15 protein-coding genes are annotated in these 24939 nt (G+C 71.8%); 9 read left to right on the forward strand and 6 right to left on the reverse strand.

The window, feature by feature from the left end:
- The first annotated feature begins 7 nt into the window (after positions 1 to 7).
- Positions 8 to 1222, forward strand: coding sequence for an acetyl-CoA C-acetyltransferase (locus CGL27_RS37880; protein WP_078640054.1), 1215 nt, complete (start codon positions 8 to 10; stop codon positions 1220 to 1222).
- Between the two features lie 235 nt (positions 1223 to 1457).
- A complete protein-coding gene (locus CGL27_RS37885) occupies positions 1458 to 3692 on the forward strand; it encodes a 3-hydroxyacyl-CoA dehydrogenase NAD-binding domain-containing protein (RefSeq protein ID WP_119992184.1) in 2235 nt (744 codons plus the stop codon).
- 387 nt (positions 3693 to 4079) lie between these two features.
- Here CGL27_RS37885 and CGL27_RS37890 read toward each other — a convergent pair whose 3' ends face one another.
- Positions 4080 to 5018, reverse strand: a complete 939-nt coding sequence (locus CGL27_RS37890; protein ID WP_119992185.1) for a LysR family transcriptional regulator — start codon at positions 5016 to 5018, stop codon at positions 4080 to 4082.
- 109 nt (positions 5019 to 5127) lie between these two features.
- On the opposite strand from CGL27_RS37890, the gene CGL27_RS37895 reads away from it, so the two are divergent.
- Positions 5128 to 6036 carry an alpha/beta hydrolase gene (locus tag CGL27_RS37895; protein ID WP_119992186.1) on the forward strand — a complete coding sequence of 303 codons (909 nt, stop codon included), beginning with the start codon at positions 5128 to 5130 and terminating at the stop codon, positions 6034 to 6036.
- 274 nt (positions 6037 to 6310) lie between these two features.
- On the opposite strand, the gene CGL27_RS37900 is transcribed toward CGL27_RS37895, so the two are convergent.
- Positions 6311 to 7054 carry a MerR family transcriptional regulator gene (locus tag CGL27_RS37900; RefSeq protein WP_119992187.1) on the reverse strand — a complete coding sequence of 248 codons (744 nt, stop codon included), beginning with the start codon at positions 7052 to 7054 and terminating at the stop codon, positions 6311 to 6313.
- A 274-nt stretch (positions 7055 to 7328) separates the two neighbouring features.
- Here CGL27_RS37900 and CGL27_RS37905 point away from each other — a divergent pair, with 274 nt between their 5' ends.
- Positions 7329 to 11069: a glycoside hydrolase family 2 TIM barrel-domain containing protein gene (locus tag CGL27_RS37905; protein ID WP_119994754.1), complete on the forward strand. Its 3741-nt coding sequence runs from the start codon at positions 7329 to 7331 to the stop codon at positions 11067 to 11069.
- A gap of 19 nt (positions 11070 to 11088) precedes the next feature.
- Complete coding sequence (locus CGL27_RS37910; protein ID WP_119992188.1) at positions 11089 to 11949, forward strand: oxygenase MpaB family protein; 861 nt, start codon at positions 11089 to 11091, stop codon at positions 11947 to 11949.
- Positions 11950 to 12031: 82 nt separating this feature from the next.
- Here the strand turns inward: CGL27_RS37910 and CGL27_RS37915 are convergent, their stop codons facing one another.
- Entirely contained in the window at positions 12032 to 13522 is a 1491-nt protein-coding gene (locus CGL27_RS37915; protein WP_119992189.1) for a M1 family metallopeptidase, read from the reverse strand.
- A 184-nt stretch (positions 13523 to 13706) separates the two neighbouring features.
- On the opposite strand from CGL27_RS37915, the gene CGL27_RS37920 reads away from it, so the two are divergent.
- The 4 genes from CGL27_RS37920 (at position 13707) to CGL27_RS37935 (ending at position 20330) form a co-directional block, all read left to right on the forward strand.
- The gene (locus CGL27_RS37920; protein ID WP_240450780.1) at positions 13707 to 15734 is read left to right on the forward strand and encodes a Xaa-Pro dipeptidyl-peptidase; all 2028 of its coding nucleotides are present in this window, start codon (positions 13707 to 13709) and stop codon (positions 15732 to 15734) included.
- Between the two features lie 170 nt (positions 15735 to 15904).
- On the forward strand, positions 15905 to 17182 hold the full coding sequence (locus CGL27_RS37925) for a M14 family metallocarboxypeptidase (protein ID WP_240451043.1): 1278 nt from the start codon (positions 15905 to 15907) through the stop codon (positions 17180 to 17182).
- A gap of 168 nt (positions 17183 to 17350) precedes the next feature.
- Positions 17351 to 19087 carry a BCCT family transporter gene (locus tag CGL27_RS37930; RefSeq protein WP_240450781.1) on the forward strand — a complete coding sequence of 579 codons (1737 nt, stop codon included), beginning with the start codon at positions 17351 to 17353 and terminating at the stop codon, positions 19085 to 19087.
- Between the two features lie 199 nt (positions 19088 to 19286).
- Positions 19287 to 20330: an oxidoreductase gene (locus CGL27_RS37935; protein WP_119992193.1), complete on the forward strand. Its 1044-nt coding sequence runs from the start codon at positions 19287 to 19289 to the stop codon at positions 20328 to 20330.
- Positions 20331 to 20937: 607 nt separating this feature from the next.
- Here CGL27_RS37935 and CGL27_RS37940 read toward each other — a convergent pair.
- The 3 genes from CGL27_RS37940 to CGL27_RS37945 all read right to left on the reverse strand — a co-directional run bounded on the left by CGL27_RS37940 (position 20938) and on the right by CGL27_RS37945 (position 24804).
- Positions 20938 to 23352 carry a Tex family protein gene (locus tag CGL27_RS37940; RefSeq protein WP_119994755.1) on the reverse strand — a complete coding sequence of 805 codons (2415 nt, stop codon included), beginning with the start codon at positions 23350 to 23352 and terminating at the stop codon, positions 20938 to 20940.
- 141 nt (positions 23353 to 23493) lie between these two features.
- Positions 23494 to 23634 (reverse strand): LPFR motif small protein, encoded by a 141-nt coding sequence (locus CGL27_RS50410; RefSeq protein WP_162953156.1) that lies wholly within the window; start codon positions 23632 to 23634, stop codon positions 23494 to 23496.
- Positions 23635 to 23940: 306 nt separating this feature from the next.
- A complete protein-coding gene (locus CGL27_RS37945) occupies positions 23941 to 24804 on the reverse strand; it encodes a hypothetical protein (RefSeq protein ID WP_119992194.1) in 864 nt (287 codons plus the stop codon).
- Positions 24805 to 24939 lie beyond the last annotated feature (135 nt).

A 24939-nucleotide genomic window follows, 5' to 3' on the forward strand; every position in this document is an offset into this window, starting at 1 on the left:
CGCTGACGTGAGCACCGAAGCGTATGTGTACGACGCCATCCGCACCCCGCGCGGGCGCGGCAAGGCCGACGGTGCCCTGCACGGCACCAAGCCCGTCGACCTGGTGGTGGGCCTGATCCATGAGATGCGGCGGCGGTTCCCCGAGCTGGACCCGGCGGCGATCGACGACGTGGTCCTCGGCGTCGTCAGTCCGCTCGGCGACCAGGGCTCCGACATCGCCAAGATCGCGGCCATCGCGGCCGGGCTCCCGGACACGGTCGCGGGCGTCCAGGAGAACCGCTTCTGTGCCTCGGGCCTGGAGGCCGTCAACCTGGCGGCGGCCAAGGTCCGTTCCGGCTGGGAGGACCTGGTGCTCGCGGGCGGCGTGGAGTCGATGTCACGGGTGAAGATGGGCTCCGACGGCGGCGCCTGGTTCGCGGACCCGATGACCAACTACGAGACCGGTTTCGTACCGCAGGGCATCGGGGCCGACCTCATCGCCACCACCGGCGGCTACAGCCGCCATGACGTGGACAGCTTCGCCGCGCTCTCCCAGGAGCGGGCCGCGCGGGCCTGGAAGGAGGGGTACTTCGACCGCTCCGTGGTCCCGGTCCGCGACCGCAGCGGGCTGACCGTCCTCGACCGGGACGAGCACATCCGCCCCGGTACCACCGCCGAGACCCTGGCGGGCCTGAAGCCGTCGTTCGCCACCATCGGCGAGGCGGGCGGCTTCGACGCGGTGGCGCTGCAGAAGTACCACTGGATCGAGGCGATCGACCATGTCCACCACGCCGGCAACTCCTCGGGCATGGTGGACGGCGCCGCCCTGGTCGCCATCGGCAACCGCGAGGTCGGTGAGCGCTTCGGGCTGACCCCGCGCGCCCGGATCGTGTCCGCCGCCGTCTCCGGCGCCGACCCCACCATCATGCTCACCGGCCCGGCTCCCGCCACCCGTAAGGCGCTCACCAAGGCCGGGCTGACCATCGACGACATCGATCTGGTCGAGATCAACGAGGCGTTCGCGGCGGTGGTGCTGCGCTTCGTGGACGACATGGGGCTGAGCATGGACAAGGTCAACGTCAACGGCGGAGCGATCGCGATGGGCCATCCGCTGGGCGCGACCGGCGCGATGATCCTCGGCACGGTGATCGACGAGCTGGAGCGGCGGGACGGGCGGTTCGGGCTGGTGACGCTGTGCGTGGGAGGCGGAATGGGCATCGCGACGGTGGTCGAGCGGCTCTAGGGGGTGACCGACGGATCGTGACGCCTGCGGCGGGCCGCTCCCCTCCCCGCCCCTTCCCTCAACTGGGGCTCCGCCCCAGGCCCCAGGCCCCGGGGTTCAGGGGCGGGGAGGGGAAAGCGTCGATATGCGGCTCCGCCGCGTGGTCCGCCGGACGCCCCCGTAGAGCCGAGCGGCTCTCAGGACGCCGCCGTTCCCCCTCCTTCCCGCCCCCTCCCCTTCGCCCTGGAGACCTCAGATGAACCACCCCACCACCGCCTCGACCATCCGCTGGGAGCAGGACGACGAGGGCGTCGTCACCCTGGTGCTCGACGACCCCGACCAGTCCGCCAACACCATGAACGCCGCGTTCATCGACTCCCTCGACGCGATCGCCGACCGCGTCGAGACCGAGCGGGACGCCATCCGCGGCATCATCGTCACCTCCGCCAAGAAGACCTTCTTCGCCGGCGGCGACCTCAACGACCTCCTCCAGATCGGGCCCGACCAGGCCCAGGAGGTCTATGAGAAGAACCTCCGCATCAAGCGCGGGCTGCGCCGGATCGAGACCCTCGGCAAACCCGTGGTCGCCGCGATCAACGGCGCGGCGCTCGGCGGCGGGCTGGAGATCGCGCTCTCCTGCCACCACCGCATCGCCCTCGACGCCCCCGGGTCCCGTATCGGCTTCCCCGAGGTCACCCTGGGCCTGCTCCCGGGCAGCGGGGGCGTCGCCCGTACCGTACGGCTGCTCGGCGTGACCGACGCGCTGCTCAAGTGGCTGCTCCAGGGGGCGCGGTACAGCCCCCGGCGCGCCCAGGAGGCGGGGCTGGTGCACGAGGTCGTGGCCACCCCTGAGGAGTTGCTGGCCCAGGCTCGGGCCTTCATCGACGCCCACCCCGAGTCGGCACAGCCCTGGGACGACAAGAACTACCGGATCCCGGGCGGTACCCCGGCGCAGCCGAAGTTCGCCGCCAATCTGCCCGCCTTCCCCGCCAATCTGCGCAAGCAGCTGGGCGGCGCGCCCTACCCGGCACAGCGCAATATCCTGGCCGCCGCCGTCGAGGGGGCCCAGGTGGACTTCGAGACCGCGCAGACCATCGAGGCCCGGTACTTCACCGAGCTGGTCGTCGGCCAGACCGCCAAGAACATGATCCAGGCGTTCTTCTTCGATCTGCAGGCGGTCAACTCCGGGGCCAACCGGCCCCAGGGGATCGAGCCCGGTCAGGTCCGTAAGGTCGCGGTGCTGGGCGCCGGGATGATGGGCGCGGGCATCGCGTACGCGTGCGCCAAGGCGGGCATCGAGGTCGTCCTCAAGGACGTGTCCGCGGAGGCCGCCGCCAAGGGCAAGGCGTACGCCGAGGGACTGCTGGCCAAGGCGCTCACCAAGGGCCGGACCACCGAGGCCAAGCGGGACGAGCTGCTGGCCCGGATCACCCCGACCGGTGATCTCAGCGACCTCGAGGGGTGTGACGCGGTCATCGAGGCGGTCTTCGAGGACCCGGCGCTCAAGCACAAGGTGTTCCAGGAGATCGAGGGTGTCGTCGCCCCGGACGCCCTGTTGTGCTCCAACACCTCCACCCTCCCCATCACCCTGCTCGCCGAGGGAGTGCAGCGCGCCGACGACTTCATCGGACTGCACTTCTTCTCGCCCGTCGACAAGATGCCGCTGGTCGAGATCATCAAGGGCGAGCGCACCGGCGACAAGGCGCTGGCCCGCGCCTTCGATCTGGTGCGGCAGATCAACAAGACCCCGATCGTGGTCAATGACTCCCGCGGCTTCTTCACCTCCCGCGTCATCGGCCACTTCCTCAACGAGGGCGTGGCGATGGTGGGGGAGGGCGTCGACCCGGCCTCCGTGGAACAGGCCGCGGCCCAGGCCGGATATCCGGCCAAGGCGCTCTCCCTGATGGACGAGCTGACCCTGACCCTGCCGCGCAAGATTCGCGAGGAGACGCGCCGGGCGACCGAGGAGGCGGGCGGCCAGTGGCGGCCGCATCCGGCCGACGCGGTGATCAACCGCATGGTGGAGGAGTTCGGGCGCCCCGGCCGCAGCGGCGGCGCGGGCTTCTACGACTACGACGAGACCACCGGCAAGCGGACCCGGCTGTGGCCGGGACTGCGGGAGCACTTCGGGCGGGGCGGGTCCGGCGGTTCCGGCGGTTCCGGTGGGTCCGGTGGGTCCGGTGGCGAGGGCACCCGTATCCCCTTCGAGGACATGATCGAGCGGATGCTCTTCTGCGAGGCCATCGACACGGTGCGGCTGCTGGAGGAGGGCGTGCTGACCTCCGTCGCCGACGCCAACATCGGCTCCATCCTCGGCATCGGCTTCCCCGGCTGGACGGGCGGGGTGCTGCAGTACATCAACGGATACGAGGGCGGCGTGGCCGGTTTCGTGGCCCGTGCCCGGGAGCTGGAGGCGGCGTACGGGGAGCGGTTCGCCCCGACCGCGCTGCTGGTGGAGAAGGCCGAGCGCGGGGAGCGCTTCACGGACTAGGGGGCGTACGGCGGGCCACGCGGCGGAGCCGCATGTCGACGCTTTCCCCTCCCCGCCCCTTCCCGACACCTGACGATATGCGGCTCCGCCGCGTGGGGGCCCGGCCCCGGCCCCCGCCGGGGCTCCGCCCCTGGGCCCCGCTCTTCAATCGCCGGAGGGGCTGGATCGGGTTGTCAGGGGCTTTGCTCCGGCCCCTGCCGGGGCTCCTCAAGCGCCGGAGGGGCTGGACTGCGTTGCCAGGGGCGGAGTCCTGCCACGCGGCGGAGCCGCATATCGATGCTGTGGGCGGAGCCGCGTATCGATGCCGCGGGGGCGGGGAGGGGAGCGGCCTGCCGCAGGTGTCACGATCCGCCTGGACATCCGCCAGGGGCCCTGCGGCTTCCTCCGTCAGCGTGTGCCCAGACGGCGTTCGAGCCGCTCGGCCACCCCTGGGCACCGCTCCCGGGTGATGTCCAGGAAGGCCGCCAGCACGGGGGAGCGGTCCTGGGCGCGGAACGACATCACCAGCTCCGGCAGTTCCACCCGCGGGCTCACCTCGCACACCCGGACGTCCGGCCGCGCCGCCACTCGCAGACACGTCGGGCCGAGCCCCACCCCGACCCCGCACGAGGCCAGCCCGATGATGGTGTGCGCATCCCACGCCTCGGTGAGCCCACCGGCCCGCGCGGACGCCTCGGTGCCCTCGCCCAGCAGCGCGCTCAGCCAGGCCGCGACCGCCGGTTCCTCGTCCGCGGGCGCCACGATCAGATGCTGCCCCCTGAGCTGCTCGACGCTCACCTTGGACTGCCCGGCGAACGGATGGGCGGCGCCGACGACCGCCACCAGATGGTCCCGGCCGACCGTGACCGACACCAGATCCTCGGCACCCGCGCCCCGGGGCGCACCGCGCCCGATGGCGATGTCCAGCTCGCCCGCGAGCAGCGCCGCGGTGGACCGGCGCGTCGACATCTCCTGCAGCCCCAGCCGCACTTCGGGGCGGTCCCGGATGAACTGGCCCAGCACGGATGGCAGCAGCTCCAGCAGCGCCGAGCCGATGAAGCCGAGCCGCAGCCGCCCCGTCTCGCCCCGGGCGGCCCGGCCCGCGTCCGATACGGCGGCCGACATCTCGGCCAGCGCCCGGCGCGCCCTGGCCAGGAACGCCTCGCCCGCGGCGGTCGGGAACACCCCACGCGCCGTACGGTCGAAGAGCCGCGCACCCAGCTCCCGCTCCAGCGCCGCGATCTGCTGGGACAGCGGGGGCTGGGCGATCCCGAGGGCGGCGGCCGCCCGTCCGAAGTGCTGATGCTCGGCCACCGCCAGGGCGTACCGCAGATGTCGTGACTCCATCGGACCGAGGATATCCGAGCCGATATCCAGGAGATATCGATGGCGGGGTTGTCAGATATGGCGGTGGATAACGCCGAGCCGTGGCGGTGGACTGTCCTCCATGAGTGCCATGAGCCCCAGAACGCCCTTGAGCGATGCCCACCCCGTGAGCGAGATCCACCCTGCCCCCGCGCCCTCCGGCACCGTGTTCGTGCTGGTCCACGGCGCCTGGCACGCCTCCTGGCAGTGGGCGCCCACCCAGCGCGCCCTGGCCCGGCTCGGCGCGGCGAGCCTCGCCGTCGACCTGCCGGGGCACGGCTTCGAGGCACCGCTGCCCTCGGGCCGCCACCTCCCCGGCCAGCCGGGTTTCGCGACCGAGAAGTCGGCGCTGGCCGGGCTGACCCTGGAGGAGTGTGCCGGGGCCGTCGTCGCCGCGCTGCGATCGGTGCGCCGGTATCCGAAGGTCGCCCTGGTCTCGCACAGCGCCGGTGGCGCCTCGGCGTCCCTGGCCGCCGAGCGGGCTCCCGAGCTCGTCGACGAGCTGATCCATCTGTCGTCCTTCGTTCCCGCCGGGCGCCCCCGGTTCGCCGACTATCTGGCGGCTCCCGAGCAGACCGCGACTGTACGGGGGCAGGGGCTGATGCTGGGCGACCCGGAGGCCATCGGCGCGTTCCGGATCAATCCGTTCTCCGTCGATCCGGCGTACGTGGAGGAGCTGCGGCTGACCTACTACCACGACGTCCCGGCCGGGTCCTTCGCCCGCTGGTACCACGCCCTGAGCCCCGATCTGCCCTTCGCGGTGCCGACCACCCCGATCGCCCTGACCCGGGAGCGGTGGGGCCGGATTCCGCGCACCTTCATCCGGTGCGCTGAGGACTGGGCGTGCACCCCCGCGATGCAGGATCTGATGATCGCGGAGGCCGACGCGGCCATGCCGGACCAGCCCTTCACCGTGCGGTCGCTGCCGGGCAGCCATTCGCCGTTCGCCGCCCGCCCCGACGAGCTCGCCGCGGCACTCGCACTCACCGGCGGCGAATGACCACCGCCGGTGCCCCGGGGCGGCCGGTCGCCGCGCCGCCCCGGGCCCGCTCAGCCCGCTTCACAGTCGCCCGGAGCCCGTAGCCCGCGTCCGCTGCCCGGAGCCCGAGTCCGCTGCCCGTAGCCCGTAGCCCGAGTCCGCTGCCCGCAGCGCGCTGCCCGCGCCCGCAGCCCGCGACCGAAGCTCGCGTCCGCAGCCCGCTGCTCGCGTCCGCAGTCCGCGACCGCCGCCCGCGCCCGCAGTCCGCGGCTCAGCCCGCTTCACACTCAGCTGCTCAGTCCGCGTCCTGCCCGTACCAGGCCCGCAGCTCGTGCTTCATCGATCGCTGGAAGGCGATCACCAGCGCCTCCACCACCAGCGGCTGCATATCGGCCGACAGCGACTTCTTCGCCCGCACCCGTTCCGGTCCGCTCCCGGACTCGTGATCGCGCTCGGGCCCCCACACCTCGTCCCGGAACAGCCGGCCGAGCTCGCGCGCCGCGGAGCGGGTGTGTTCCAGGACGACCGTATGGGCCGTGCGTATCGTCTCCATCTCGATCGGCACGTCCAGCAGCCGCAGCCCCAGATGGAGCACCTTGGGGTCGATCCGGAAGCGATCCGGGTCGTCGGTGCGCTCCAAGGCGTCCAGTGCGGTCAGCCGGTCGATGTCCTCGTCTGTGAGCTCCCGCCCGGCCCGCCGGTCCAATTGCTCGCGGGTCGTCTCCTCGGGGGCGTCCGGGCCCCAGGTGGCGACCAGGGCCCGGTGGAGCGCCAGATCGTCCTCGCTCAGATCCGGTGGCAATTGGCTCAGATAGCGCTCGATGGCGGACAGGGTCATGCCGTGGCGCTGCAACTGTTCGATCAGCGCGAGCCGGGAGAGGTGCTCGGGGCCGTAATGGCCGACTCGGCGCGGACCGATCACCGGCGGCGGAAGCAGCCCGCGGGTGCTGTAGAAGCGCACGGTGCGCACGGTCACCCCGGCGCGGGCCGCCAGTTCATCGACGGTGAGAGTGGGTTCCTCGGTGTCGGGGGTGGTCATCGGCCGTGCCTCGCTCTCCGCGTCGTCCTGCTCCGCCGGGCCGCTGCCCGATCGGGTTCATCAGTATTGCTGTCGCAGCACCGCTGTGAAACCTCTCCCCGCCACTGGCTCAACACCGGGATCAGCACGACCTGTTGACGATCTCTTTACCGATGAATAGCGTGCCTCGCTGTTCAGCTGTGTTGGTTTTCTTCCGAATCTGTGAGGTGAGGTCGGATTGAGCTCGGAACGCGGCAGATATGGGATACGGCGACTGATCGGGGCGGTGCTCGCCATGACCACCGCTGTCGGCCTCGGTCTCACGGCCGCGGACACGGCCGTCGGGAGGCCGTCGGACGCGGGCAAGTTCCCCGCCGATGTGCATACGTACCTCGAGGACCCGGAGCGGACCGGCGAGGGCCAGGACCCCCCGCACACCCGGCTGCGGCCGGACGGGCCCGACCGCAAGGCTTGGGAGCGCAGCCTGGACGGATCCTGGCGGTTCGCGATGGCCGACCGGCCGGAGGACGCCCCGAGCGGCTTCTGGAAGGACGGCTACGACGCCTCGGCGTGGCAGCGCGTCCAGGTCCCGCACACCTGGCAGACCGACGATCTCGACCATCCGGTCTTCCGCAACGTCCAGAGCGAGGTGGCGCCGGACGATCCGCCCAAGGTGCCCCGTGACACCAATCCGACCGGGGCGTATGTCCGGGACGTCACGGTGCCCCGGAACTGGGACGGGCGCCGGCAGGTGATCCGCTTCGACGGGGTCACCTCCGGCTGGTTCCTGTGGATCAACGGCCACTACGTCGGCTACGACCAGGGCGGCTATGTCCCCGCCGAGTTCGATGTGACCGACTATCTGCGTCCCGGCGCCACCAACCGGATCGCCGTCCAGGTGCACCGCTGGAGCGCGGGATCGTATCTGGAGGACTACGACCAGTGGCGCTACGCGGGCATCTTCCGCTCCGTATCGCTGTACTCCACGCCCACGACCCGCATGGAGGACGCGTACGTCACCACCGATCTCGACGCCTCCTACCGGGACGCCACGCTGCGCACCGAAGTGGACATCGCGCGTACCGGAAGCGACACGAGCGGACCCCATCAGGTCACCGGTGTGCTCTACGACCCCAAGGGGCGTGAGGTACGGCGGCTGACGGCCGAGGAGAAGGCCGGGAAGGCCGAGCTGACCGGGCAGATCGCCAACCCGGCCAAATGGTCCGACGAGACGCCGAACCTCTATGCGCTGGTGCTCACCCTGCGCGATCCGGACGGCAAGGCGATCCAGACCGTGCGCCAGAGCGTCGGATTCCGCGAGATCGAGGTCAAGGACAAGCAGCTCACGCTCAACGGCAAGCGCATCCTGATCCGTGGCGTCAACCGCGCGGAGACCGACCCCACCACCGGACGCCATGCCACCCGCGCCCGGATGGAACAGGACGTCCGGCTGATGAAGCGGCTGAACGTCAACGCGATCCGCACCTCCCACTACCCCTCGGACCCGTATCTCTATGAACTCGCCGACCGCGAGGGCATCCTGATCGACGACGAGATGGAGGTCGAGACCCACAGCCACGAGAACTGCCCGGACGACTGCCTGGCCGAGCGCCCCGAATGGCAGAAGGCGTTCCTGGAGCGCCACCAGGGCATGGTGGAGCGCGACAAGAACCACCCCAGCGTCATCATGTGGGACACCGGAAACGAGGCCGGGCTGGGCAAGGCGCACTACGCGATGGCGAAGTGGACCCGGGAGAACGAGCCCACCCGCCCGCTCTACCACCAGTCCAACAGCCCCGACGGCGACGCGCCCTACGCGGACATCGCCGGACCCCGCTATCCGACCCCGGCCTCCCTCGAAGCCAAGGCCAAGACCTTCACCAAGCCCATCGTGATGGGCGAGTACGCCCACGCCATGGGCAACAGCCTCGGCAACTTCCGCGAGTTCTGGGAGGTGATGCGCGCCTACCCGAACGCCCAGGGCGGCTTCATCTGGGACTGGGCCGAGCAGAACATCCGCCGTCCGCTGATCACCACCCCCGACTCCTCCGGCAACGACATCGCCGCCTCCCTCTCCGGCAAGCCCAAGGCGGTCGACGGGTACGGCGGGAAGGGCAAGGCGCTGTATCTGTCCGGTCTTGACGACTTCGTCGAGATCTACCGCGACCCGAAGCTCGACCTCACCGGCACCGCCGTCACCCTCGACGCCCGCGTCAAACCGGCCGAGCCGTGGACCGGGGACTTCACCATCGTCAGCAAGGGCGACCAGTACGTCCTGCGGATGAAGGACAAGGACACCCTCGAATTCACGATCACCAGCGGCGGCAAGCCCCGCACCGTGACCGCCCCCGTGCCCGACGGCTGGACCGGCGCCTGGCACCGGGTCACCGGCACCTACGACGGCACCGCGCTGCGCCTCTATGCCGACGGTAAGGAGCTCGCCGAGACCGCGTGGAGCGGCCGTATCGACTACACCGGCTTCGACCTCGGCGTCGGCCGGAACAACGACACCATGGAGGACGGCTGGACCGGCCGCACCGCCAAGGGCACCATCGACCAGGTCCGGGTCTATGACACGGCGCTCGGCGCGGAGCGGCTCGCCCAGGACCAGGACCCCCGGAGCGACGCCCTGATCGCGCTCGACTTCGACGACTTCACCCGTAAGGGCAGCTACCTCTCCTACGGGCTCTATGAATCCGGTGTGGACGGCCTGGTCACCGCCGACCGCGACCCGGAGCCGGAGACCGCCCAGCTCGCCTGGGTGCAGGCCCCGATCCGGATCACCGACCCGGGCGGCGAGGGCGCCCGCACCGGCAAGGTGAAGGTCACCAATGAGCGAGCCTTCACCGGCACCGATGATCTCGCCCTGCGCTGGACGGTGACCGAGGGCGCGCGGACCGTCGCGAGCGGCACCCGCGCCCTGGACGTCGGGCCCGGTGAGAGCGCCACGGTCCAGCTCCCGGCCCCGCCCGCCAACCCCGGGGGCTATGAGCGCCATCTGACCGTGCGGGCCGTCACGGCGCACTCCACCGACTGGGCCAAGGCCGGTCATGTGGTGTCCTTCGGCCAGTTCGCGGTCGGCGGCGACAAGGTGCCCGAGCCCGCCCCCGCCCCGGCCGCAGGCGGGCGAGCCAAGGCCGTCGAGCGCGGCGACACCGTGCGGGTCGGCGGCGAGGACTTCCAGTACACCTTCGGCAAGAAGGAGGGCACGCTCACCTCGATGCGCGTGGCGGGCCGCGAACTGCTCCGCTCCGGCCCCGAACTGGACGCCTGGCGCGCCCCGATCAGCAATGAGCGCTCCGACTGGGGCACCGCCGAGGGCAAGCGCTGGCGGACCCTGGGCCTTGACCGGCTGCGCACCACCGTCGACGGGGTCGAGGTGACCCCCGGTGACGACGGCACGGTCACCGTCACCGTCCGCTCCACGGCCGCCGCGCCCGATGTGACCGGCGCGTCCTTCGGCCAGACCGTGGCCTACCGGGTCGATGGCGCGGGCCAGGTCCGGATCCGGCATCAGGTCGAGGCGCGCGGCGACTTCCGCTCCCTGTCCTATCTGCCCAGGATCGGTCTCCAGCTCAAGGTGCCCGAGCGGTACGGCACCTTCCGGTGGTACGGGCGCGGACCGGTGGAGAACTTCAACGACCGTAAGGACGGCACGCCCATGGGCGTCTGGTCCTCCTCGGTCGAGGACCAGTACGTCGAGTATCTGAAGCCCCAGGACCACGGCAACCACGACGATGTGCGCTGGGCGTCCCTCACCGACCGCGGCGGTGCCGGACTGCTGGTCTCCGGCGATCTGGAGGCGGGCGCCAGCGCGTACGACGAACTCGACCGCGCCGCCTATCCGCACTTCCTCAAGCGCAACGACGGCTGGAACACCCTGCACGCCGACCACGCGGTCACCGGCGCGGGCGACACCCCCAACCCGGTGCGCGACCAGTACCGGGTGAAGGCCGACAGCGCCTACGACTACACGCTCACCCTGCGCCCGCTCAGCGGCGGCGCGGAGGCGCACACTGGAACAGGAGGGAAGTAACCGCACCACCGATGGTCCCATGAGCACGCAGCGCCCCCGCCATCCCACCGAAGGCCACGACCCGCCGCCCACCGGCGGCATCCTGTGGGCCGTGGCGGGGGAACTGCGCAGCCTGCTCGCCCTGCCGGCCGCGATGACCATGCAGGTGGCGCATCCGGCCGTCGGGGCGGGCGTGGACCAGTACTCCGTCTTCCGCACCGACCCCTGGGGGCGCGGCGAGCGCTCCCTGCGGTCGGTGCAGCTATGGGTGTACGGCGGGGTCGAGGCCCAGGCGGAGGGCCGCCGGCTGCGCAGGCTCCACGCGTCCATCCAGGGCGTCGACGCGCACGGCCGCCCGTACCGCGCGTTGGACCCGCCCGTCTACGCCTGGGTGCACGCCACCGGCTATCCGGTCTATCTGCGCGCCCAGCGCTATCTGGGCACCCGCCCCTTCACCGCCGCCGAGGAGCGCCAGTTGTACGGGGAATGGCTGCGGATCGGACGGGTGCTGGGCATCGACGACCGTGAGATGCCGGGATCCGTCGAGGAGTTCTGGCCCTACTATCGCGCGATGGTGCGAGAACGGCTGGAGCCGACCGTCGTCGCCCGTGAACTGGCCGCGCCCGACGCGTCCGTCCCTCCGCCGGGCCCGCTGCCGCCGCGGCTGCTGTGGCCGCTGCTGCGCCCGCTGTTCACCCGCTTCCGCGCGTTCCTCACCGTCGGGCTGATGCCGCCGGACGCCCGGGAGGCGATCGGGCTGGGGTGGACGCGCGGGCAGGAGCGGCGGCTGTGGTGGTTCGGGAGGGTCGTCCGGGTCGTGGTCCCGCTGCTGCCCGAGCGGCTGCGCTATCTGCCCATCGCGCGTGAGGCCCGGCGCCGCGCCCGCGCCGGACGGCCGTGACCAGGGGATATGCCGAGCGCCATCGCATCACGGCGGCGCCAGGCCCCGGCCGGGGTGGGCGACCCGGCCGGGGTTTCGGGGCTCAGCGGCCGTGGGTGCTGTGCGTGTCCTGGATCCGCTGCCACGACTTCGGCCGCGCCGGCGCCTTGGCCGGGCTCAGCTCGGCCGCCCGCGCCTGCGTCGCGGCAGGCTTCGACGGGGTGAACAGCCAGGTGTCGAAGAGCGCGGCCAGCGGCTTGCCGGACACCTTCTCCGCGTAGGTCACGAAGTCCTTGACCGAGGCGTTTCCGTACCGGTTCTCCGTCGTCCAGCCCTTCAGGATCGCGAAGAAGTCCTTGTCGCCGATGTGGTTCCGCAGCGCCTGGAGAGCCAGCGCGCCCCGGTCGTACACCGCGTCATGGAACTGGTTCTCCGGCCCCGGGTTGCCCGGCTCGACCTTCCAGAAGGGGTCGTCGGCCGGGTAGGAGGCGTAGGTGTAGTCCGCCAGCTCCTGCGCGGTGCCCTCGCCCTCCTTCTCCGACCACAGCCACTGGGCGTAGCTGGCGAAGCCCTCGTTGACCCAGATGTCGCGCCAGTCCTTCAGCGAGACGCTGTCGCCGAACCACTGATGGGCCAGCTCATGCACGATCAGCGAGGTGTTCGCGCCCTTGGCGAACCCCTTCGGGCTGTAGAACGGCCGGGTCTGGGTCTCCAGCGCGTAGCCCGTGGGCACATTGGGCACATAGCCGCCCAGCGCGTCGAAGGGGTACGGGCCGAAGACGGTGGACTCCCAGTCCACGATCTCCGCCGACCGCTCCACGCTCGCCCGCGCCGCCCCGGCGTTGTCCCCGAGGTCCTTGCTGTAGGCGTTGATCACCGGCAGACCGTTCGCGGTCGTGTCCGTCGTGATGTCGAACTTGCCGACCGCCAGCGTGGTCAGATACGTGGCCTGCGGCTTGCTGGAGCGCCAGTTGTAGCGGGTCCAGCCGAGCTGGGAGCTGGTCGACTGCAGGGTGCCGTTGCTGATCGCCTGCGTTCCGTCCGGCACCGCCACCGACACGTCGTAGGTGGCCTTGTCGAGCGGATGGTCATTGCTCGGGAACCACCACCACGCCGACTCCGGCTCGTTGGCCGCGATCCCGCCGTCCGGGGTGCGCAGCCATGAGGTGAACCCGCTCGCCACCACCTTCGAGGGGGTGCCGCTGTAGCGCACGACCACGGTGAAGGGGCGGTCGGAGGTCAGCGGCGCGGCCGGGGTGATCTCCAGCTCGTGGTCGCCGGTCTTGGTGAAGGCGGCCTTCTTCCCGCCCACCAGCACCTCGCTCACATCGAGCGCGAAGTCCAGGTTGAACCGGGACAGATCCTGCCGGGCGTCGGCCACGATCGTCGCCGTGCCCTCCAGCCGGTCCGTCGTCGGCTGGTACTTCAGCCGAAGGTCGTAATGGGATACGTCGTACCCGCCGTTTCCGTACGAGGGGTAGTAGGAGTCCCCGATGCCCGGGGCGCCCGGCGTGGCATCGGCCGCCGACGCCGGGATCGCCAGCAGCAGGCAGGCCGCGGCCGCGCCCGGGACGAGAAGTCTGTGGTGACGCACGAGTCCTCCAACTCGTAGGGGAGAACGATCACTCGTGACCTTATGTACTCCTCACACGCACCTCACGTCCATCACGCCTCCGACATCCAATCGACATCCGGCCGCAACGCGAATCGACTCGGACACGATCGCGACACGTATCGCCCTCTTCTGTACGGGAGTTGACTCGCGCTACCGTCCGGCCGTGTTGCTACAGACGCGGACACCCCGCATCCCCTGGACCACGCTCGTGCTGTCGGCGGTCACCGCGCTGGTCGCGGCCGCCATATCCCTGCTGCCACCGCTCGGCGCCCCGGCCGCCCACGCCGCTTCCGCCGCGCCGAGCGCACCGGACAGCAGATCCGACAGCAGACCCGTCTACTCCTACGAGAACGCCATCCGGGAATCGGTATGGGTGGACACCACGATCGACGGCGACGCGGACGGAGCCACCGACCGGGTCGCCGTCGACATCGTGCGGCCACGCGAACCCGCCGCGCAGGGCCGCCGCATCCCCGTCGTCATGGACGCCAGCCCGTACTACTCCTGCTGCGGACGCGGCAACGAGAGCCAGACCAAGACCTATGACGCCGCCGGGAATCCGGTCCTCTTCCCGCTCTTCTACGACAACTACTTCGTACCGCGCGGCTACGCCACCGTCCTGGTCGACCTCGCCGGAACCAACCGCTCCGATGGCTGTGTGGACGTCGGCGGCCGCTCCGACGTCCTGTCCGCCAAGGCCGTGGTCGACTGGCTGAACGGCCGCGCGACCGCGTACTCCACCCGCACCGGCGGGCAGCCGGTCAAGGCGAGCTGGTCCAACGGCGCCACCGGCATGATCGGCAAGAGCTACGACGGCACCGTCGCCAACGGCGTCGCCGCCACCGGCGTCAAGGGGCTCAAGACCATCGTGCCCATCGGCGCCATCTCCTCCTGGTACGACTACTACTTCGCCAAGGGCGCCGCGCTCTACGACTCCGGCCCCGACGGACTCTCGGACGCCGTCGAGAGCGATGACGCCCACGCCCGCTGCGCCGCCGTACAGAAACGTCTCGTCGAGGGCGCCCCGCGCAGCGGCGACTGGACCGGCCTGTGGAGCGAGCGCGACTATGTGCCGGCCGCGGACAAGGTGCGGGCCAGCGTCTTCGCCGTCCACGGCGCGCAGGACCTCAACGTCCGCACCAAGCACCTCGGACAGTGGTGGAACGCGCTCGCCGACGCGGGCGTCGAGCGCAAGATCTGGCTCTCGCAGACCGGGCATGTCGACCCGTTCGACTTCCGGCGCGGAGAGTGGGTGCGCACTCTGCACCGCTGGTTCGACCACTACCTGCTCGGTATAGACAACGGCATCGAGCGCGAGCCGATGGCCGATGTTGAGCGCGCCCCCGACCAGTGGTCCACCGACCGGGTCTGGCCCCCGTCCGGCACCCGGCAGACCACGTTGCGTCCGCGCGGCGGCGCCACGGCCGGAGTGGGCGTGCTCGGCACCGAGCGGGCCGAGCCCGGCGCGACGGAGACCTTCACCGACGACCCCGCGCTGAGCGAGGCCGACTGGTCCGCGGCCATCGACACCTCGACGCCCGGCAAGGCGGGCTTCACCACCGGTGCGCTGACGAAGGACCTGCGGCTGTCCGGCTCCGGCACGGTCACCGTCACCGCCACGCCCTCCACCGCGAGCGCCCATCTCTCCGCGGTCCTGGTCGACCTCGGCCCGGCCACCATCCGGAACTACACGGCGAGCGGTGAGGGCATCACCACCCTCGACCGGCGCACCTGCTGGGGCAGCAGCACGGCGGGCGACAGCGCCTGCTTCAAGGAGACCGCCGCCGACAAGGAGGACGTGGATTACACGGTCTTCAGCCGGGGCTGGGCCGACCTCGGCAACTTCGCGGACGACGGCAAGGGCCGCCCGCTGACCCCGGGCAAGGCGTACACCATCACCCTGGACCTCGCGGCCACCGACCATGTCGTCCCGGCCGGTCACCGCCTCGGCCTCATCATCGCAGGCACCGACGCGGGCCTTCTCGAACCGCCGTCCACCACCCCGCGGCTGACCCTTGACCTGCCCCGCACCTCGGCCCGTCTGCCGCTGGTCGGCGGCGCCCCCAAGGCCGCGGCCGCTCCCTCGCGCACGGCGGCCACACCGCCCCTGAAGGGCGTACGGGCCCCGCAGCACCGCACCCCGCTCCCGTTCACGTCCACGTCGACGTTCACCCACTCCACCCTCGACTGAGCGTCGCGCCGGTGGGTGCCGCGCCGCCACAGCCAGTGGCGGCGCGGCACCCACCGGCGGCGGGCCGTGGCAGGACGCCGGCACCGACATCACCCTCGTATCCCTCTCCCCCCAGGAGGTCCTTCGTGTTCTCGCGGTCACCCCTCATCCGCAGCGCCGCCTGCGGCGCGATCGGTGCGCTGCTGACCGGGTCGTTCCTCAGCGCGCCCGCGCGAGCCGAACAGCGTCCGCCGCGTACGGGGTTCGAGATCAGCCATGGCGCACGGTGGACCACCCAGGCCGAGGAGGCGGACTTCCTCGCGGCCGTCGACAAGTCCGCCCCGCGCGTGGCCGTCGACCGGATCGGCGCCACCGCGCAGGGGCGCCCGCTGCGGCTGGTGCGGATCGGCGCCCCGGCCGCACCCGCCGACCCGGGCAGAGCGGCACGCGGCAACGTCCTGCTGCTGATCTGCTCCCAGCACGGCGACGAGCCCTCCGGCCGGGAGGCGTGTCTGTCCACCGTCCGCGACCTCGCCTACGCCGAGGACCGCCGGACGCGACGCTTCCTGGAGCGCACTCAGGTCCTCGTCGTCCCGACCGCCAACCCCGACGGCCGCGCCGCCGACACCCGCGGCAACTCCGACGGTGTGGACATCAACCGCGACCATGTCGCCCTCACCACCGCCGAGTCCCGCGCGATGGCGGGCGTCATCCGCGACTGGCGCCCGGACACCGTCTACGACCTGCATGAGTACGGCGCGAACGTCCCGTACTACGTCAAGGACCTGCTGGCGCTGTGGCCGCGCAACCTCAACACCCAGGACCCGGTGCACCACGAGGCGCGGACCCTGTCGGACACCTATGTGCGCCCCGGCGTCGAGGCCGCGGGCCACACCACCGGCGTCTACGGCATCTGGACCGACCCCGAGACCGGGGAGCCGGTCAAGCAGGTGGCGGGCGACGGACAGGAGCGGATCCTGCGGAACACCGCGGGCGTCAAGCACTCCGTAGGGCTGCTGGTCGAGACCCGGGTCGACCCGCTCACCGATGCCGAGAAGGCCGATCCCGCGGTCAACAACCGCCGCCGGGTGGGCTCCCATCTGGCCGCCCTGAACGGCGCCTTCGACTTCATCACCGAGCGGCGCGGCCGGATCGAGGCGGCCACGACGGCGGCGCGGCTGGCCGGCTACGCGGACCGGGGCCCGGTCTACCTCGGCGGCGCGGACAACGAACCGCCGGAGGAGGGCACGGTCTTGCAGGATCCGCCGTGCGGCTACCGGCTGGACGCCGCCCAATACGGCGAGGTGCGGGACGAACTGGCCCTGCACGGGGTGACGGTCAAGCCCGCCAAGGGCGACGCAGGTGCCTTCGTACCGCTGCGCCAGTCGGCCCGCGCGCTCGTGCCGCTGCTGCTGGACGGCCGCGCCGCGTACCACCTCACCGCCGGGCAGCCGGTGGACAAATGCTGACATGACGTATTGATGGCATACTAAAACGCCGCCCCCGTGGCCGGTTGGCATGCATCTCAGAGTCCTGGGTAGCCGGAAATCCGTCAGCCAAACCCCCAGTGAAAGGCTTTTTGCGTGCCGCAGACAGGTACAAGCGCGGGGGACGTCGGCGGCGATCCCCCGGCCACCGTGGATACTCCCGGAGCCGGCTCCACCGGGCCCCATGCGGCCCCCCGGACGGACCGCGTGGTGTTCGGCGTATCCGCCGCGCTCACGCTGGCCTTCGTCATCTGGGGGTCCGTTGCCAGCGACACCCTGGAGAGAGTCTCGGACAGCATGCTCTCCGGGCTCATACACAACGGCGGATGGGCCTTCGTCCTGGCCGCGTCGGGATTTGTGATCTTCGCCCTCTGGCTGGCCATGAGCCGCTACGGCAAGATCACCCTCGGACAGGAGGGCGAGGAACCCGAGTTCCGCACCGTCTCATGGGTCGCGATGATGTTCAGCGCGGGCATGGGCATCGGTCTGATGTTCTACGGCGTGAGTGAGCCGCTGTCGCACTTCGTCTCCCCGCCGCCCGGGACCGACCCCAGCAGCGCGGCCGAGAAGATGCAGACCGCGATGTCCACCACGCTCTTCCACTGGACACTGCACCCCTGGGCCATCTACGCGGTCGTCGGCCTGGCCATCGCCTACAGCACCTTCCGCCGTGGCCGCCGGCAGACGATCAGCGCGGTCTTCACACCGCTCATCGGCTCGAAGAACGCCAACGGCTGGGCGGGCCGGGCCATCGACATCCTGGCCATCTTCGCCACGCTCTTCGGCTCCGCCGCATCGCTCGGCCTCGGCGCGCTGCAGATCGGCAGTGGTATCGAGGTGCTGGGCTGGAAGAGCGACGTGGGCACCGGGCTGCTGGTCGCCGTCATCGCGATCCTGACGGTCGCCTTCATCGCGTCCGCCGTCTCGGGTGTCGCCAAGGGCATCCAGTGGCTGTCCAACATCAATATGGTGCTGGCGCTCTTCCTCGCGGTCTTCGTCTTCGTGGCCGGTCCGACGATCATCATCCTCGACCTGCTGCCGACCTCGATCGGCTCGTACGTCGGCGATCTGCCGCAGCTGGTGGGCCGTACCGAGGCCACCGGCGGCAAGTCGGTCGCGGACTGGCTGAGCAGCTGGACGGTCTTCTACTGGGCCTGGTGGATCTCCTGGACGCCGTTCGTGGGCATGTTCATCGCCCGGATCAGCCGCGGCCGCACCATCCGGCAGTTCGTGGGCGGCGTGATCCTGGTGCCGAGCACCGTCAGCCTGCTCTGGTTCGCCATCTTCGGCGGCTCGTCGATGAAGCTCCAGGCCGCGGGCCGGCTGGGGAAGGAATCGACCCCCGAGGGGCAGCTGTTCGGAGTGCTGGACCAGTACCCGATCGCCGGCGTGATGAGCGTGCTGGTGATGGTCCTGGTCGGCATCTTCTTCGTCTCCGGCGCCGACGCGGCGTCCATCGTGATGGGCACGCTCTCGCAGAAGGGCGCCTTCGAGCCGACCCGCTTCGTCGTCATCTTCTGGGGCGTGATCACGGGCGCGGTGGCGGCCGTGATGCTGCTGATCGGCGGTGGCGGGGACGATGCCCTCACCGGGTTGCAGAACCTGACGATCCTGGTGGCCGCGCCGTTCACGCTGGTGATGGTGGGGTTGTGCTGGGCGCTGCTGAAGGATCTGCGCCGCGACCCGCTGATCGTGCGGGGGGAGCGGGGCGAGGAGGCCGTCGAGATGGCGGTCATCGCCGGTCATGAGAAGTACGACGGCGAGTTCGAGATCCGCATCGGCCCGGCGACCTCGTCCGACTCCGACTCCGACGCCTCGTCCGAGGACGGGGACGGGGATGGCGCGGACGGATCGGGCGATCGGGTCTCCGTCGCCAAGAGCCGCTAGCCGCTCCGGCCGCCCCGCAGGGCGCGGCTGTGACACCTGCCGCCCGGACCCGATCGGTCCGGGCGGCACGTCGTATCCGCACGTTGTGTCGGTCCGGCAAGGGGTCATGGCGTCCGCCACGGCGTAAGCGGCGACCCGGGCCGCCCGGCGCACCACCGGTTTCCCCCTGATACCGCCCCGTAACGGGAATACTTGGGGCATGACCTCCGAGTACGTGACGTTCGGGCTGGCGCCGGCGATGCGCGCGGGCGGTGTGCTGGCCGATGGCGCGTACCAAACCCACCGCGACTTCCTGGACTTCGTGGTGGACGGCAGGCCCCTGCTGGCGCGCCTCGCCGACCTCGACGCGGTCTCGTCGCTCGCCGCCGACATCGGGCCCTCCGCCCTCGCCGAGCAGGTGCGCAGGCTGCTGCTGGAGGCGGAGGCGCCGCTGGCGGGAAGCCGGTGCGTCATCTACGGCTGCCCGGAGTGCGAGGGGCTGGAGTGCGGGGCCGTCACCGCCGTCGTCGAGCGGGACGGCCCGGACGTCGTCTGGCGTGACTTCGTCTGGCAGACCGGCGAGACCCCGGACGCCGAGCGCGACGGCTACCACGACATCGGCCCCTACCGCTTCCACGGCGAGCAGTACCGGACCGCGCTGAAGCGGCTGCTGACCGCCGACGGCGCGCCCGCGCCGGAGGTCCCGACGGGCCCGAGGGCGCTGCTGATCGGACAGCGCGCCGCCGTCCTCGCCAAGCTGGCCGCCGCGCTGCGCAACATCGGCATCGGCGCCGAGATCACGCTGGACGCGGTGGGCGCCCACACGGATGAGCTGCGCAAATACGGTGCGGTGGTCTTCGGCCCGACGGTGGGCCCGGGCGAGCGTGACGCGGTCCGGGACGCCTTCGCGGCGGCGCGCTCCGACGCGGTGTGCGTCACCGCGCTCGCCCCGATCGTCCCCCTGCTCGTGGCCCAGGTCGAACAGGCCCTGGACCGCACCCCGCACGACCGCCGCCGCCTCCTCGGCCTGACGGCGGTGGCGGGCGGCGCCGAGGCGGCGGTCGAGGTCGGGTCCGCCTGCCGGGTGAGGCTGATGGCCCACCGCCTCGACCGGCTGTCCCGGCCCCATGCGCGCGAGCTCTTCGACGCCGTCCTGGACCCGGGCACCCACCACATCCCCCTGGACCCCCGCGCCATCCGCGGCCGGTCCTTCCTGACGGCCCGCACAAGCGACGCGGTACGGGTCACCCCCGTGGAACGGTAGGAGCGCGCGCCGAGCCGATGTGCTCTCGCCGGGTGCCCCGATGCTGGGCCCGGCCGGGCGCCGCGCCGCCGAAGAATCACTCACCAGGGGCTCGCCCGGCCGCGTCCTACGCCTGCCATAGGCCGCGAGCGGGCCACTCCCGCCCTGCCCGACCCGACCAGTGCCTGCCTTCCGGCCCGTGAGCGGGCCCGCGCCCCGCTCTCGCCCGCTCCCATCCAGTTGACCGCGTGGGTGCTCCGGTCCCTGGCACGGCCCGCGCCCCGCCGCCACCCGGCTGACCGCGCAGGCGCGCCGGGCCCCTGACGCGGCAGCCCGCGTCCGCACTCGGGCGATCGCTTTGGGCACCTCCACGGGCCCCAGGGAGCCCGATCGGCAGCCCACCGCCCCCTGGCCTGGCCGGACGCCCTTCGGGCGGGTCCGCAATCGCCGGACGGGCTGATATTCAGCCCGTCCGGCGATTGCGGACCGGGGCCCGGGGCGGACCCCACGCGCGGCGGAGCCGCATATCGACAGGAGCCGGGAAGGGGCGGGTAGGGGAAAGCAGCCGCCGCCCGGCCTCGCCGTCATGGCGAGGCCGGGCGAGGCGAACCGGGTGTTGCCCGGAGGGCTAGCGCTTCTTCGGGTCGAGCAGGCCCGCCCGCCGGAGGGCGTCGGCCATCGCGCCGTTCACCGGGGCCGCGTCGCGGCCTCCGCCTCCGCCGCGCTGGCCGCGCCCACCGCCGCCGCCCTGACGCTGCTGAGGCGCACCGCCCTGGCGCTGCTGGGGTGCGCCGCGACGGCCCCCGCCGCGCTGGCCGCGGGTGTCCTCGGAGCGGTTGCGGTCCCGGCCGCCGCCGGACGCGGCGCCCGCCTCGTCGTCGAGCCGGAGCGTCAGCGAGACCCGCTTGCGCGGGATGTCGATGTCGAGGACCTTCACCCGGACGATGTCGCCGGGCTTGACCACGTCCCGCGGGTCCTTGACGAACGTCTTGGACATCGCGGAGACGTGCACCAGGCCGTCCTGGTGCACACCGACGTCGACGAACGCCCCGAACGCCGCGACATTGGTGACGACGCCTTCCAGGATCATCCCGGCCGACAGGTCGCCGATCTTCTCGACGCCTTCCTTGAAGGTCGCGGTCTTGAAGGCGGGACGCGGGTCGCGGCCCGGCTTCTCCAGCTCCTTGAGGATGTCGGTGACCGTCGGCAGGCCGAAGGCGTCGTCCACGAACTCGTCCGGCCGCAGGTCCCGCAGCACCGCCGTGTTCCCCATGAGGGTGGACACGTCACCGCCCGCCTTGGTGACCATCCGGCGCACCACCGGATACGCCTCGGGGTGCACGCTCGACCCGTCCAGCGGGTCGTCGCCGCCCCGGATGCGCAGGAAGCCCGCGCACTGCTCATACGCCTTGGGGCCGAGCCGGGCCACGTCCTTGAGCGCCTTACGGTTGACGAACGGGCCGTTGGCGTCGCGGTGGGAGACGATGTTCTCCGCGAGGCCGGTGCCGATGCCCGAGACCCGGCTGAGCAGCGGGGCGGAGGCCGTGTTGACGTCCACCCCGACACCGTTCACACAGTCCTCGACGACCGCGTCGAGGGAACGGGAGAGCTTCACCTCGGACAGGTCGTGCTGGTACTGGCCGACGCCGATCGACTTCGGATCGATCTTGACCAGCTCGGCCAGCGGATCCTGGAGCCGGCGCGCGATGGAGACGGCGCCGCGCAGCGAGACATCGAGCTCCGGCAGCTCCTGTGAGGCGAAGGCGGAGGCCGAGTACACCGAGGCGCCCGCCTCCGACACCATCACCTTGGTGAGCTTCAGCTCGGGATGCCTGCCGCACAGCTCGCCCGCCAGCTTGTCGGTCTCGCGGGACGCCGTGCCGTTGCCGATCGCGATGAGCTCCACATTGTGCTCACGCGCCAGCCCGGCCAGCTTGTCGAGGGCCTGGTCCCACTGGTTGCGGGGGACATGCGGGTAGATCGTGTCCGTGGCAGCCACCTTGCCGGTCGCGTCGACCACGGCCACCTTCACCCCCGTACGGAAGCCGGGGTCGAGGCCCATCGTGGCGCGCGTCCCCGCCGGGGCGGCGAGCAGCAGATCACGGAGGTTGGCGGCGAAGACCCGGACGGCCTCGTCCTCGGCGGCCTGCCGCAGCCGCAGCCGCAGATCGATGCCGAGGTGGACCAGGACGCGGGTGCGCCAGGCCCAGCGCACCGTGTCGGCCAGCCACTTGTCGGCGGGGCGGCCACGGTCCGCGATGTCGAAGCGGTGGGCGATGGAGCGCTCGTAGGAGGTGGGGCCGGTCTCCTCGGAGGGCTCCTCCGGCTCCAGGGTGAGGTCGAGGACCTCCTCCTTCTCCCCGCGGAACATCGCCAGCACCCGGTGCGAGGGCAGCTCGGTGAACGGCTCGGCGAAGTCGAAGTAGTCGGCGAACTTGGCGCCCGCCTCCTCCTTGCCCTCGCGCACCTTGGTGGCCGCCCGGCCGCGCTCCCACATCCGCTCACGCAGCTCGCCGATGAGGTCCGCGTCCTCGCTGAACCGCTCGGTGAGGATGGCGCGCGCCCCGTCCAGCGCGGCGGCGGCGTCCGCGACGCCCTTCTCGGCGTCCACGAAGGCCGCCGCGGCGGCCGTGGGCTCCACGGTCGGGTCGCTCAGCAGCCCGTCCGCGAGCGGCTCCAGCCCGGCCTCGCGGGCGATCTGCGCCTTCGTACGCCGCTTGGGCTTGTAGGGGAGGTAGATGTCCTCCAGCCGGGCCTTGGAGTCCGCGGCGAGGATCTGCGCCTCCAGCGCCTCGTCCAGCTTGCCCTGGGAGCGGATCGACTCGAGGATCGCGGCGCGCCGCTCCTCCAGCTCCCGCAGATAGCGCAGCCGCTCCTCCAGGGAGCGAAGCTGCGCGTCGTCGAGCATTTCCGTCGCTTCCTTGCGGTAGCGCGCGATGAACGGCACGGTGGAGCCGCCGTCGAGCAGCTCGACGGCGGCCTTGACCTGCCGTTCCCGTACGCCGAGTTCCTCGGCGATCCTGCCTTCGATGGACGTCGTCACGATCACGCTCCGCTTTCGGTATGCACTGCTCCTGCATTGTGGCAGGTGGCACTGACGAAGCGGTCGCGGCCGACGCTTTCGGCGGGCCGGGAGGGTCGGGATACGGAGCGGGCGGACACCGGTATCAGCCGGAAACGGTCATCACACCCGCCTGCGGCGCGGCCCGCTCGCCACGTCGGAGGCTCCGCCGAAGAGGCGGGCCAGGGCGCGGAAGGGGAGCGTCACCACGGTCGCGATGGCGGCACCGATGGCACGGAGCACGTCGGCGATGGCACGGAACACGGTGGATACCTCCTGTCGGTCGGTGGCGGCTCGGCGGCGGCCGCCGGGCACCGTTCGCTACGCGGCGCACGGGCTGGTGCCGGCGTACGCGGCGCGCGGTGTGGGCGCCCGGTTGTCAGACGGCCGATCGCGCACGACAAGCGGGTATCCCGATGTACTCCCGCCAAACTCCGCCCGGCACGGGCGGTCCCGTGCCGGGCCGATGGCCGGACGGGGCGCGCCCGTGCCGCGTCTCCCCTGGAAGCCCTTCCTGGAAGGCTCCCCCGGGGCGCGGCACGGGCCCGTCGGCGGCCCGTCGGCCGACCGTCAGCTCTTGCCGCGGAGGTCCGCCGGGAAGGCGCCGTTCTCGCGGGCGGTGGTGGAGAAGGCGGTGGCCAGCTCGGTCAGCCGGGCCACGCCCTCGGCGCCCAGGTGCTCGTACGGCGCCGCGTCCAGGCGGTCGGTCTCCTTCTCGAGGTGCTGGCGCAGCTGCTCACCGGCCTCCGTCAGCTCGTTGTCGGCGGTGAGCACCCCTCGGTCGCGCAGCCGCTGCCGGGCCGCCTCCCACTCGTCGGCGCTCCAGCCGCGGGTCCGCAGGATCCACTTGGTGGACATGCCCTGCCCGGTCGCGGTGTGGGAGGCCAGCGCCTCGACCGCGTCGAGCTCGGCGCTGACCAGGGTCATCAGATGGCCGTCGCCGCGGTGTTCGCGCAGCAGCGAGGCGGCGTGCCACAGCGCCAGATGCGGGGCGTCCGGGACGGGCAGGTCGGCGTGGGCGGAGTACAGGGGGCGCGCCGGGCGTGAACACGCCTCCGTGGCGCGCAGCGCCAGCTCCGCGGCCTCGGCCATTTCCTTGGAGGCGATGACGTCCTCGCCCAGCACCCGCCGCAGCACCGAGTCGGCGGCCCGCAGCCGGGCCTCAAGGGCGGCCTCGGGGGAGACCACGTCCCACGCGGCCGGAATGTGGCGGGCGATCAGGTCATGGCTGAAATTGAAGAAGGTCGCGGTGATGGTGCCCGCGCCCGCCCGGCCCATCGGCGCCGCCCGCCCGACGAAGTAGGCGGCCGGGCTGTCCTCGAGGCCCAGCTTGGCCAGCTCCTGGCCGAAGTCGGGGGCGAAGTAGATGGCGGAGTGGAGCGGGTTGACGACGCTGTAACAGCGCCGGGCGGCAAGCTCGGGAAGTGTGGTCATGGCCGCACGCTACCGACAGGTAGTGAGCCCCGACAGCCCGGGTATCCCCAAGATCCATCGGGCCCGCGGGATCCGGCCACCCTTACGCCGTCGCGATCCCCTCCAAACCCCATCAGCCCGCTCGATCCGGCCATT

The organism is Streptomyces sp. 11-1-2, from assembly GCF_003595545.1.
In the GTDB taxonomy this organism is placed as follows: domain Bacteria; phylum Actinomycetota; class Actinomycetes; order Streptomycetales; family Streptomycetaceae; genus Streptomyces; species Streptomyces hygroscopicus_B.